12 protein-coding genes are annotated in these 12,084 nt (G+C 65.2%); 9 read left to right on the forward strand and 3 right to left on the reverse strand.

Features of this window, described 5'->3' with window-relative positions; genetic code table 11:
- Window positions 1-116: 116 nt before the first annotated feature.
- The 3 genes from argJ to P8T11_RS22530 form a co-directional block, all read right to left on the reverse strand.
- Complete coding sequence (gene argJ, locus P8T11_RS22520) at window positions 117-1,343, reverse strand: bifunctional glutamate N-acetyltransferase/amino-acid acetyltransferase ArgJ (protein WP_268079939.1); 1,227 nt, start codon at window positions 1,341-1,343, stop codon at window positions 117-119.
- 111 nt (window positions 1,344-1,454) lie between these two features.
- Window positions 1,455-2,495 (reverse strand): hypothetical protein, encoded by a 1,041-nt coding sequence (locus tag P8T11_RS22525; RefSeq protein ID WP_268079938.1) that lies wholly within the window; start codon window positions 2,493-2,495, stop codon window positions 1,455-1,457.
- 62 nt (window positions 2,496-2,557) lie between these two features.
- A complete protein-coding gene (locus P8T11_RS22530; protein WP_268079937.1) occupies window positions 2,558-3,052 on the reverse strand; it encodes a MarR family winged helix-turn-helix transcriptional regulator in 495 nt (164 codons plus the stop codon).
- 338 nt (window positions 3,053-3,390) lie between these two features.
- Between P8T11_RS22530 and P8T11_RS22535 the strand changes: the two genes are divergently transcribed.
- The 9 genes from P8T11_RS22535 to siaD all read left to right on the forward strand — a co-directional run bounded on the left by P8T11_RS22535 (window position 3,391) and on the right by siaD (window position 12,062).
- Window positions 3,391-4,554, forward strand: coding sequence for an ABC transporter substrate-binding protein (locus P8T11_RS22535; protein WP_264616814.1), 1,164 nt, complete (start codon window positions 3,391-3,393; stop codon window positions 4,552-4,554).
- Window positions 4,555-4,682: 128 nt separating this feature from the next.
- Window positions 4,683-5,603: a branched-chain amino acid ABC transporter permease gene (locus tag P8T11_RS22540; RefSeq protein ID WP_268079936.1), complete on the forward strand. Its 921-nt coding sequence runs from the start codon at window positions 4,683-4,685 to the stop codon at window positions 5,601-5,603.
- Window positions 5,603-6,568: a branched-chain amino acid ABC transporter permease gene (locus P8T11_RS22545; protein WP_268079935.1), complete on the forward strand. Its 966-nt coding sequence runs from the start codon at window positions 5,603-5,605 to the stop codon at window positions 6,566-6,568. The genes P8T11_RS22540 and P8T11_RS22545 overlap by 1 nt, the downstream gene beginning before the upstream one ends.
- Window positions 6,565-7,353 (forward strand): ABC transporter ATP-binding protein, encoded by a 789-nt coding sequence (locus tag P8T11_RS22550; RefSeq protein WP_268079934.1) that lies wholly within the window; start codon window positions 6,565-6,567, stop codon window positions 7,351-7,353. Before P8T11_RS22545 ends, P8T11_RS22550 begins: the two co-directional genes overlap by 4 nt.
- Complete coding sequence (locus tag P8T11_RS22555; RefSeq protein WP_268082292.1) at window positions 7,353-8,057, forward strand: ABC transporter ATP-binding protein; 705 nt, start codon at window positions 7,353-7,355, stop codon at window positions 8,055-8,057. The genes P8T11_RS22550 and P8T11_RS22555 overlap by 1 nt, the downstream gene beginning before the upstream one ends.
- 238 nt (window positions 8,058-8,295) lie before the next feature.
- Complete coding sequence (gene siaA, locus P8T11_RS22560; RefSeq protein WP_268079932.1) at window positions 8,296-10,284, forward strand: biofilm regulation protein phosphatase SiaA; 1,989 nt, start codon at window positions 8,296-8,298, stop codon at window positions 10,282-10,284.
- Window positions 10,285-10,307: 23 nt separating this feature from the next.
- Window positions 10,308-10,847 carry a biofilm regulation protein kinase SiaB gene (gene siaB, locus P8T11_RS22565; RefSeq protein WP_268079931.1) on the forward strand — a complete coding sequence of 180 codons (540 nt, stop codon included), beginning with the start codon at window positions 10,308-10,310 and terminating at the stop codon, window positions 10,845-10,847.
- 40 nt (window positions 10,848-10,887) lie between these two features.
- On the forward strand, window positions 10,888-11,265 hold the full coding sequence (siaC, locus tag P8T11_RS22570) for a biofilm regulation phosphoprotein SiaC (protein WP_268079930.1): 378 nt from the start codon (window positions 10,888-10,890) through the stop codon (window positions 11,263-11,265).
- Entirely contained in the window at window positions 11,262-12,062 is an 801-nt protein-coding gene (gene siaD, locus P8T11_RS22575; RefSeq protein ID WP_268079929.1) for a biofilm regulation diguanylate cyclase SiaD, read from the forward strand. Before siaC ends, siaD begins: the two co-directional genes overlap by 4 nt.
- Window positions 12,063-12,084: the final 22 nt, after the last annotated feature.

Consider the following 12,084-nt stretch of genomic DNA (forward strand, 5'->3'; position numbering starts at 1 on the left):
AAGATCGCGCGCAACCCATCAACCTACACCGTGCGCAACCATCAACCTACACCGCGGGCAAACATCAACCTATATCGCGGGCACCTCACCAAATAAATGGCTCGCGCCCCATCAATTTACGAACGGTAATCCGCGTTGATCGACACATACTCATGCGAGAAATCGCACGTGTACACCGTGTCCGTCACCTTGCCGCGGCCCAGCGCAATGCGCACCTGGATCTCGGCCTGCTTCATCACGCGCTGGCCGTCGGCTTCCTGGTAATCCGGATTGCGGCCGCCGTCTTTCGCCACCAGCACATCGTCCAGCCACAGGCGAATGTTCGACACGTCCAGATCGTCAATACCCGCGTAGCCCACCGCCGCCAGGATGCGGCCCAGGTTGGGGTCCGATGCAAAGAACGCCGTCTTGACCAGCGGCGAATGCGCCACGGCATACGCCACCTTCAGCGCCTCTTCCGTGGTGCCGGCTTCTTCGACGCGGATGGTCATGAACTTGGTGGCGCCTTCGGCGTCGCGCACGATCTTCGTGGCCAATTCCAGCGCGGCGGCGGTCAGCGCCTCGCGCACGGCGGCGTAGGCGGCGTCGGACTCGCTGTTGACGTTCACGCCCGACTTGCCAGTCGCGGCGATGATGAAGGAATCGTTCGTGGACGTGTCGCCGTCAACCGTGATGCGGTTGAACGAAGCATCGGCGATTTCCACGGCCAGCTTCTGCAACAGCGGCTGGGCGATGCCGGCATCGGTGGCCAAAAAGCTGAGCATCGTGGCCATGTTCGGGCGGATCATGCCCGCGCCCTTGCTGATGCCGGTGAAGGTAACGGTCTTGCCGTCGATCTGCACCTTGGCCGACGAGATCTTGGGCAGCGTGTCCGTCGTCATGATGCCGTGGGCGGCACTGGACCAGTGGTCGGCGCCCAGGTTGGCGATGGCGCCCGGCAGGCCGGCGACCAGGCGGTCCAGCGGCAGCGGCTCAAGAATGACGCCGGTGGAAAACGGCAGAATCTGCGCAGCCGGCACGCCCAGCAACTTACCCAGCGCGTCGCAGGTGTCGCGAGCCTTTTTCAGGCCTTCTTCACCCGTGCCTGCGTTGGCGTTGCCGGTGTTGATGACCAGCGCGCTGATCGGGCCGCCGGTGGCCAGGTGGGCCTGGCAAACCTGCACCGGCGCGGCGCAGAAGCGGTTGCGCGTGAACACACCCGCCACGCTGGTGCCTTCGGCCAGACGGAACACGGTCAGGTCACGTCGGTTGGCTTTGCGGATGCCGGCCTCGGTGACGCCGATTTCAACGCCGGCAACAGGAAAAATTTCGGACTCGGAGGGGATCTGCAAATTAACGGCCATGACTTCGTCTCATGAGTAGGCAGGACAAAATCGCCGCCAGGCTAGGCGGCGCGCGGGGGAAAGCTCAGTATTATCCCACCGCTTTGCGGCAGGGACTTGTCAGGGGACGGCTCAGGGGGCCATGCGCATGGCGGCCACGTCCAGCACCCCGGCATCGCGGTTGCTGAGCACGCCGCGCACCGTGCCGTCGGGCGCTTGCAGCACCGAACTGCCCGCCGCCACGTCTTCGCCGCCGTCGCGCCGTGCCGAGCGGCCGCGCGATGGCGAAAACAGCAGGTCGCCAGGCTGGGCGCCGGGCAGGCGGGGGTTGGCGGTCAGCACGCGGGTGCCGGGCGGGTAGGTCATGGCGCCCAGCGTGGTGTCGCGGGCCAGCAGGCCTTCGAAATCCAGCAGGCGGCGTTGGCCGTCCAGCCGCATGTCCACCTTCAGCAAGGGTAGTTGGCGCAGGTCCATCGCGTCGCTGCCTTCGGTGCGCAGCAGCCAGCGCGGCGCGCCGGCGTTGGCGTCCAGCGCCGTGCCGCGCGCGGCTTCGTCCACCTTCAGCCAGGCACCGGGCGGCACCGCTTGCTGGTCCAGCGTGTTGCCCACGGCCAGGTGGCAACTGGCAAAACGCGCCTGGCCGCCCTGCAAGACGAATTCAAGCCGGTGCCCATGGGCGCACAGCCACCCTTCCTGCGCCTGGTCGCGGGCAATCTCCACGGACAGGGTTTCGGGCTGCTTGGGGGTGGCGGCGTAGCGGAACAGGCGGGTGGCGGTCAGGCCCTGGATGGCGGCGGGCTGCGTGTCGGGGAAGACGGCGCGGTCAAACGAGGCCAGGTCGCCGGCTTGCGTCAGGCTGAGCACGGTGCCGGCGGGCATGTCCACACCGGCCAGTCGGGTGGGCTGGGCCAGCGTCGTCTTGCGGCCGGCGTCGGCCTGGGCGTCACGCTGCGCGGCGAACCACACGCTGAGTTGCTGATACGGAAAGATGGCGCCCACCAGCGCCAGGAAGGTCATCAACGTCGTGCCGATACGCCGGTGGTCGCCCAGCCAATGCCGCGCGCTGGGGGTGGTGGCCAGCACGGCCAGCCAGGTCAGCAAGGTGGCCAGGCAGGCCAGCGAGGCCACCATCAGCACATAGAAATTACCGCCAGGAAGAGAAACCGGAATCATGGCGGCAATTATGCGCCAATCCGGATGCGCTTTTCAGCCCTGGCGGCGAGGTGGCCGCGCGGTCAGGCCTTGGCGGATTCCGAGCGGGTGGCCACCACTTGCAGCTTGAGTTCGCCCAGCGCCTGGAACAGCGCATTGCGGGTGGACTCGGGCATTTCACCAAACATGGACTTGACCCAGGCTTCGTGTGCGCGCGCCATGCGCGCAAAGCTCTTCTTGCCCAGGGGCGTCAGCTTGATCAGTGAACTGCGGCGGTCGGACTCGACCTTGGTGCGCACCACCAGCCCCTCTTTTTCAAGCTGGTCGGTAATGCCGGTGATATTGCCGTTGGTGACCATCATGTGGCGCGACAGCTCGCCCATCTTCATGCCCTTGGGCGCGCGTTGCAGTTGCGCCATCAGGTCGAAGCGGGGCAGGGTGGTGTCGAATTCGTTGCGCAGGCGGCTGCGGATTTCGCCTTCGATGAGATTGGCGCAGGTGAGCATGCGCAACCATAACCGCAGCGCGTGGTGGTCGTCGGGCGCGGCGCGGGATTCGAGATCAGGAGCGTCAGTCATCGGCGTTTTCTTGAGGTTCGGCGAGATGTCGGGTACTGTCGCGCGAGCGTCGTACCTAGCGTTTCGTCGATACGGTCTTCGTTGATGGAAGGGCTGGTGTAAACCCAGGGCTGGTAAAAACCCTAGTCTTGTTTTGAAGAATACTTTAAACCTAAACTATGAACCGCGCCAGCTTTCCCTGTGCAGCTCAAGGGGGATGATGGTGTGGCAAGCCCAGGCTTGCAAGCACGTGTTTGACGGCGGCGCATTGGCGCCGGCAGGCCGGGCATAGAAGTCATTCGAATCGCACCCTCAATAAGAACACCCTCTGCGCGGGCTCGCGCACGGAGCACACCACCATGCGTTTGATCACTTCCCTTATCGCCGCCGCCGCACTGGTGCCGGCCGTAGCCATGGCCGACGCCGTCAAGGTCGGCATCGCCAACGACATTTCCGGCCCGTTCTCGGCGCTGGGCGCCGAAGCCCGTGATGGCTTCAACCTGGCCATCAAGCAACTGGGCAGCAAGCTGGGCGGTCAGCCCGCCGAATTCGTGCAAACCGACATGGGCGGCAACCCGGACCAGGCCCGCCAACTGGTCACGCGCTACATCCAGCGCGAAAAAATCGACTTCTTCACCGGCCCCATTGGTTCCAACGTGGCGCTGGCCGTCGGCCCCGCGCTGTTCGCCGCCAAGATCCCGTACCTGTCCAACAACCCCGGCCCCAGCCAGTTCGCCGGCGCCCAGTGCAACAACTACTGGTTCGGCACGTCCTACCAGAACGACGCCTTCCACGAAGCCGCCGGCAAGGTTGCCGCCGACCGGGGCTTCAAGAAGATGTTCATCATGGCGCCCGACTACCCGGCCGGCAAGGACGCGCTGACGGGCTTCAAGCGCGGCTACAAGATCGCCCCGGGCGACGAGGTCTACACCAAGCTGGGCCAGATCGACTACGCCGCCGAAATCGCGCAGATCCGCGCGGCCAAGCCGGACGCGGTCTACATCTTCCTGCCGGGCGGCATGGGCATCAACTTCGTCAAGCAGTTCGTGTCGGCGGGCCTGTCGCAAAGCGTCAAGCTGATCGGCCCCGGCTTCTCGGCCGACGAAGACGTGATCCAGGCAGTGGGCGAACCCATGCTGGGCATGTACAACACCGCGCAGTGGGCGCATGACCTGGACGTGCCGCAGAACAAGACGTTCGTGGACGCCTTCCGCAAGGAATACAACGGCCGTTACCCCTCGGTGTACGCCGCCCAGGCCTACGACGTCATCATGGCCATGGACGCCGCCGTCAAGCAGGCCGGCGGCAAGGCCTCGGACCGCGCGGCTGTCATCGCCGCGCTGGAAAAAGCCGACTACCCCTCGGTGCGCGGCAAGTTCACCTACGGCAAGAACCACTATCCGATCCAGGCCTACTACCTGCGCGTCGTCGACAAGGACGGCAGCGGCCGCATCACCAACAAGCTGGTGGGCAAGGTGTTCGACAAGTACCAGGACGTCTACGTCGGCGACTGCAAGCTCTGAGGTAAGACGCCCAAGCACACGTCGGCCGCGTCCGGCAATGCCGGACGCGGCGGGCGCGTGCCGCCGTCCAATGTAGGTTCGAATCGCACGCGCACCGCTCGCAAGGTCCGCGGCAGGGGGAAGTGTTCATGACGTTTACGCTGATCGTCGAGCAATTGCTGAACGGTCTGCAGTTTGGGTTGATGTTGTTTTTGATCGCGGCCGGGCTGACCCTGGTTTTCGGCATCATGGACATCATGAATCTGGCTCACGGCTCGCTCTACATGGCCGGCGCCTATGTCGCCGCCGAAACCATGCAGCGCACAGGTTCATTCACCGCCGCCGTCCTGGTGGCGGCCGTCGCCACCGGCCTGGTCGGCGTGGTACTGGAACTGACGCTGATCCGCCGCCTGGCGCTGCGCGACCACCTGGCCCAGGTGCTGGGCACCTATGCCGTCATTCTTATCGCCAATGACCTGGTCAAGATGATCTGGGGGCCTGCCCCCGTCATGCTGAACATGCCGGCCATGCTGTCAGGACCCGTGCGCCTGATGCCCGACCTGCTGTATCCCGCCTACCGCTTGATGATCATTGTGTTCGGCGTGGCCGCCGCCGCGGGTTTGTACTGGTTCGTGACGCGCACCCGTGCCGGCGTGCTGGTGCGGGCCGGCGCGTCCAATCGGCAGATGGCCACGCTGATGGGCGTGCGCGTGCCGCTGCTGTTCCTGGGCGTGTTCGTGCTGGGCGCCATGCTGGCCGCCGTGGCCGGGGCGCTGCTGGGGCCGATCACCGCCGTGCAGTTGGGCATGGGCGAAGACATCCTGATCCTGGTGCTGGTGTGCATCGTCATCGGCGGCATCGGTTCCATTCGGGGCGCCTTTGTGGGCGCCCTGCTGGTGGGCATGGTGGACACGGCGGGGCGGGCCTTCCTGCCCATGCTGCTGCGCCAGGTCTTCTCGCCGGCCGTGGCCTCCAGCGTCGGCCCGACGCTGGCCGCCATCGCCATTTACGTATTGATGGCGGCTGTGCTGGTGTTCCGGCCCTCTGGCCTGTTTCCGGCGCGGGGTTGATGATGAAAAGCACAATCTGGACCGTAATCCTGCTGCTGGCGCTGGCGGTGTTCCCGCTGGTGGCCCCGGCGCTGGACCTGGACTTCTATATTTCCTTCGTGCGCCGTGTGCTGATCTACGCGCTGGCCGCGACCAGCCTGAACCTGATCCTGGGCTATGGCGGCATGGTGGCGCTGGGGCACGCGGCCTTCTTCGGCGCGGGCGCCTACGCCGTGGGCATCCTGGCCATGTCGGGCATCACGTCGGCGTTTATCGTCTGGCCGGTGGCCATGGTGCTGGCGGGCGTGCTGGCGGCAATCACGGGCGCGATTTCGCTGCGCACCCGTGGCGTGTACTTCATCATGATCACGCTGGCGTTCGCGCAGATGCTGTACTACATCTTCATTTCGCTGCGCCAGTACGGCGGGGAAGACGGGCTGAACCTGCCCGGGCATTCCACGCTGCCGGGCATTGACCTGGCCAATGACGTCAGCTTCTATTACCTGGTGCTGGCGCTCTTCGCGGTGCTGATGTGGGTGTTCAGCCGCGTGGTGTCTTCGCGTTTCGGCACCGCCTTGCAGGGCATCCGCGAAAATGAATCGCGCATGGAAGCCATGGGCTATCCGGTCTATCGCATCAAGCTCGTGGCCTTCACGCTTAGCGGCGCGGCGGCGGGCCTGGCGGGCGCGCTGCTGGCCAACCACAACCTGTTCGTGTCGCCCAACCTGATGCAATGGACCCAGTCGGCCAACCTGCTGATCATGGTGCTGGTGGGCGGCATCGGCCTGCGTTGGGGGGGTGTGGCGGGCGCGGTGGTGATGCTGACGCTGGAGGAAGTGCTGCGCATGTGGACCGAATACTGGCACTTGCCCCTGGGCGTGCTGCTGCTGTGCGTCGTGTTTGGCGCGCCGCGCGGTCTGGTCGGCCTGTTCGGCCCGATGTTCGGCGGACGCGCCGTGGCCCAATCCGGCAAGGTGGGATCATGAGCCTGGCATCCAACACCAACACCAACTCGGGCGTGCCGGCCTTGCAGGCCACCGGCCTGGTGCGCCGCTTTGGCGCCCTGGTCGCGACCGATAACGTGTCGCTAACCCTGAACCCGGGCGAAATCCACGCCCTGATCGGCCCCAACGGCGCCGGCAAGTCCACGCTGATCCATCTGCTGTCGGGCACGCTGGCGGCGGATTCCGGCACGCTGACCGTGGGCGGGCGCGACGTCACCAGCATGAACGCGCACCAGCGCGTGGCGGCCGGGCTGTCGCGGTCTTACCAGATCACCAACATCTTCAAGCAGTCCAACGTGTTGGACAACCTGGTGCTGGCGGTGCAGGCGCACGCGGGCAGCAGCTTTCGCTTCTGGTCGCCGCGCACGGCCCAGACCGCGCTGTACGAGCAGGCGCGCGAGCTGGCGCGGGAATGCGCCATCGACGCCAGCCTGCTGGAACGCCCGGCCGGCACCCTGCCGCACGGCGAGCAGCGCAAGGTGGAATTCGCGCTGGCCTTGGCCGCGCGCCCCAGCGTGCTGCTGCTGGACGAACCCATGGCCGGCATGGGGCCGGACGAAACCGTGCGACTGACCGAACTGATTGAAACCTTGCGCGGCCGCGCCGCCATGCTGCTGGTCGAACACGACATGCAGGCGGTATTCCGCCTGGCCGATCGCCTGTCGGTGCTGGTGTATGGCCGCGTCATCGCGACCGGCACCCCTGACGAAATCCGCGCCAATCCGGAAGTGCGGCAAGCCTATCTGGGCGACGAGGAGACCGCATGATGCTCACCATCGAATCCGCCCAAAGCGGCTACGGCGCCAGCCAGGTGCTGTTTGGCGTGGACCTGCAAATTGGCGCCGGGCAGGTGGTGACCTTGCTGGGCCGCAATGGCATGGGCAAGACCACGCTGCTGCGCACGCTGTACGGCCAATTGCCCCTGCGTGGCGGCAAGATCCATTTCGCGGGCCAGGACATCAGCGGCTGGAGCTCCGATCGCATCGCTCGCGCCGGCGTGGCCATCGTGCCCGAGGGGCGGCAGTGCTTTCCCAACCTGACGGTGCGTGAACACCTCACGGCGTTCACGGCTTCACGCAACCCCGGCATTGGTGAACCCTGGACGCCGGACCGCGTCTTCGAATTGTTTCCGCGCCTCCGCGAACGTGCCCGCAACATGGGCAACCAGTTGTCGGGCGGCGAGCAGCAGATGCTGGCCATCGGCCGCGCCCTGGTCACCAACCCGCGCCTGCTGATCCTGGACGAAGCCACCGAAGGCCTGGCGCCCAAGATCCGCGAAGAAATCTGGATGTGCCTGGCACGCTTGCGCCAGGCAGGGCAGACCATCCTGGTCATCGACAAATATGTTGAAAGGTTGCTGAGCCTGGCTGACCAGCACGTCATCCTGGAACGCGGCAAGGTCGTCTGGACCGGCGATTCCAAGGCGCTGGATGCGGACCGTGGCCTATGGGAACGCTATCTGGGCGTGTAGTAATAAAGCTGCACATCACGCGGGTGAGCGCAAGAAAAATTAGATATAAATCGCAATAAACCGCCATTTTCATTGCTGGGCTGAAACACAAGGTGTCTGGGTCGAATCCTGATGTTTGCACCTGTTTCAATTGCCCCGGCTGTTCTCTACACTTGTCCCGCCAGGCCCATCGCGAGCCTACCGAGTGGGCACGCACGTTACGCAAGTACGTCTTATCAAGCTGTCAGGAAGACTTCGCATGGCGAAATGGGGTTTGCGCAAAAAATCATTAATGGCGCTGTTGTTGGCGTGCGTGGTCGCCCTGGCGCCCGCGGCGGTAATCGGTTGGATGGTGCTGGATGGGGTCAGGGATCACTTCGGACGCGCCTTCGCCGACAACTTCACGCAGTTGAACCGGCAACGCATCCTGGCGCCGGTGTCCCGTGAGCTGGCCTTGTCGTTGCGCCTGGCCGACAGCGAAGTCACCCGCCGCTGGCTGCGCGACGAAAGCGATCCGGCCGCGCGCGAATTATTCTTTCGAGAAGCGGATGGCTACCGCCGCGATTTGCTCGGACGCGCCTACTTCATCGCCAGCGCCGCCACCGGCAACTACTACTTCAATGACGACAAGCCGCTGTCCGAAGCGCCGCGCTACACGCTCAGCCCCAGCGCGGCCGACGACGGCTGGTTCTACGCGTCGCTGAAATCGCCAGCCAAATACAACATCAACGTCAACCCCGACCTGAAGCTGAAGACCACCAAGGTGTGGATCAACGTCCAGGTGCGCGACGGCAACAAGGTCGTCGGGCTGACCGGCGCGGGCCTGGACGTGGGTGGCTTCCTGCGGGAATTCGTCAACAGCGGCCAGCCCGGCGTCACCCCCATCATCGTGGACGAAGACGGCGCCATCCAGGCGCACATGGACGCCTCGCTGATTGCCTATAACTCTGGCGCGGGCGGCGCCGCCGCCGAGGGCGGGCGCGTGTTCAACCTGCTGGACGCGGGGCCGGGCCGGGACGAACTGCGCTCGGCCATGCATGCGGCGCAGGCCGATCCGCAATCGGTGCAGACGGCGTGGGTCAGCATGGACGGCACCCGCCAATTGGTGTCGGTGGCCTACATGCCCGAACTGCACTGGCACGTGCTGACGGTGGTGGACCTGGGCGCCGCGCGCGTGCTGGACACCGACTGGCTGTGGCCGGCCGCCATTGGCCTGGTGGTGCTGTTCGCCGCCATGCTGCTGTGCTTCGGCTACGCCATCGAGCGGCTGATGCTGCGCCCCTTGCGCCGCCTGCAGCAATCGGCCCGCGCCATTGCGGACGGCAGCTATGACGTGCGCCTGCCGCCGGGCGGCCAGGACGAAATCGGCGACCTGAGCCGCGCCTTTGGCGTCATGGCCGACAAGGTCCGCCAGCACACGGCCGAATTGGAAACCAAGGTGCGCGAACGCACCTCGGCGCTGGAAGACGCCAACCGCGCCATGGCCGCCGCGCACAAGAAAATTGGCGACTCCATCGACTACGCCAGCCTGATCCAGCGCGCCATCCTGCCCGACCGTCAACTGACGCAGTCGTTGGGCGCGCACCATTTCGTGCTGTGGAAGCCGCGCGACGTGGTGGGCGGCGACTTCTATGTGTTCCGCTCAGACGGCGCCAACTGCCTGCTGGGCATCATGGACTGCGCGGGCCACGGCGTGCCCGGCGCGTTGATGACCATGCTGGCGCGCGCCGCCATCGACCTGGCGATCACCGAGGTCGGCCCCACCGACCCCGCCGGTGTCCTGACCCGTACCGACGGCGCCATTCGCGCCATGCTTGCGGATGCGCAATTGCCACGGGCGCTGGCCACCAATACCGACGCGGGCCTGGTATATATTGACCGCCAGGCCGGGCGCCTGCGTTATGCCGGCGCAAAAATCAGCCTGTATGCCAGCGATGGCGAGACCTTGCGTGAAGTGCCTGGCGGCAAGCGTGCGTTGGGCGACAAGCGGGTTGGCCGCTACGAAAACATCGACGTGCAATTGGAGCCCGGCTGGACGTATTACCTGGCCACCGACGGCTTCCTGGACCAGGCGGGCGGCGAGCACGGGTTTGGCTTTGGCAATACCCGTTTCGCGGAAATGCTCAAGAGACACGCGCGCCGGCCGTTAACTGAACAGGCCGCCGCGTTTTCGCAGGCGCTGGCTGAATACCAGGGTGGCCGTCCGCAACGTGACGACATCACCCTGTTGTCTTTCCGTTTCGAATAATCGTTATCAGGGCGGTAACCCCTATGAATGCCTCCGATCTCTACGCGCTGGGTGAACGGTTCAACCAGAACCGGACCCTGCTCTGCTTTAACGGGCCGATCTCCCGCAGCCTGATCGAGGAAATCGGCAACGCGCTCAAGAATTACCTGAATGCGGAACATGCGCGCCCGGCGGAAGCCATGGACGTCTTTTCGGTCTATATCGAAATGATCCAGAACATCCGCCAGTACGCCGCCGCCAATGGCGATGCCGAGGCCAGCGCCACGGTCGTCATCGGCCGCCGCGACGAAAGCCGCTACGTGGTGTCGGCGGGCAACCTCGTCAAGGCGGACGATGGCCACGCGCTGGTCACCCGCATCCGCGAGCTTGCCGCGCTGGACAAGGCGGCGTTGAAGGCCGAATACAAGACACAGTTGCACAAGCCGCGTGCCCAGGGCGTGGCCTCGGGCGCGGGCTTGGGCTTGATCGATATCGCGCGGCGCGCCGGCGCTCCGCTGGAAGCCAGCCTGACGCCCACCGCGCACGAAGGCATGGCGTTCTTCAGCCTGAGCGTCGTGATCTGAAGGCTCCGCGCGCATCAAAGAATCATTTTCGGAGTATCTGATGAAAGACCTGAACATTCCCGGGACGCAGTCCACGCCCGCCATTACCGCCGACGCCGCCGCCGGCGTGCTGGCGATGCGCGGCGACTCCTATCCCGAGAATTCCTTTGAACTGTTCGGCCCGGTCATTGAATGGGTTGAAGCCTATCTGCTGGGGACGGCCGCGCCGCTGAACCTGGAACTGGAACTGCTGTATCTCAACACCAGCAGCATCAAGTCCATCATGGACATCTTTGACCAGCTCGAAGCCGCTCATTGCACAGGCCGCGAAGTCAGCGTCACCTGGTTCTACGACAAGCGCAACGAACGGGTCGGAGAGCTGGCCGAGGAATTCAAGGAAGACTGCACCTTTCCGTTCTCGGTGGTTGGCCGCGAATGAAGCCGGGCGCCGCCGACCTGGATCGCCGCATCACCGAGCTGCTGGCTGACCCCGCCCATGCCGGACACCCGCTGCGCGAAGCGCTGGAGGCGCTGTGGCGGCATACGGCGGACCAGATGACGCGGATTCAGCGCATCACCCAGTTGTCGGACGCCTATCAATCCATGGCGCACGAGCGTGAGCTGGGGCTGTGCGACCAGTTCGACCGCCAACTGCGGCGGCTGACGCGCATTGCGCGCATCTCCGACCACTACCAGAACATGATGCGCGACCTGAACACGGCGCTTGCGGAAACGTCCAGCCGCGACCCCTTGACCGGCTTGCTCAACCGGCGCGCGTTGATGGACATGATCAAGCAGGAAGTCGAGCGCGCCGCGCGCAGCGGAGAGAGCTTTGTGGTGGCCATGCTGGACGTGGATCACTTCAAGGCGGTCAACGACCGTTATGGCCACGAAACCGGCGACCGCGCCTTGGTCGAACTGGCGGGCGTGCTGGGCGAAAGCCTGCGTGAATACGATATGTGCGGCCGTTGGGGCGGCGAGGAGTTCCTGGTGATGCTGCCCAACACCCAACCCGAAGCCGCCCAGGGCGTCATGGACCGGCTGGTCGGCGCGGTGCGCGGGCTGGTGGTGGCGGCGGGCGAAAACGACGTATTGAGGCTGACGGTCAGCATCGGCATGGCGCATCACCAGTTGGGTGAAACCTTCTCGGAGACGCTGAGCCGCGCGGACCAGGCGCTGTATCTGGCCAAGCAGGACGGACGCGATCGCGTCGCCCTTGGTTTTCCCAAGCGCTGAATGAAACCGGAACCGCTGTATT

It is taken from the genome of Achromobacter spanius (assembly GCF_029637605.1).
GTDB lineage: Bacteria > Pseudomonadota > Gammaproteobacteria > Burkholderiales > Burkholderiaceae_B > Achromobacter > Achromobacter spanius_E.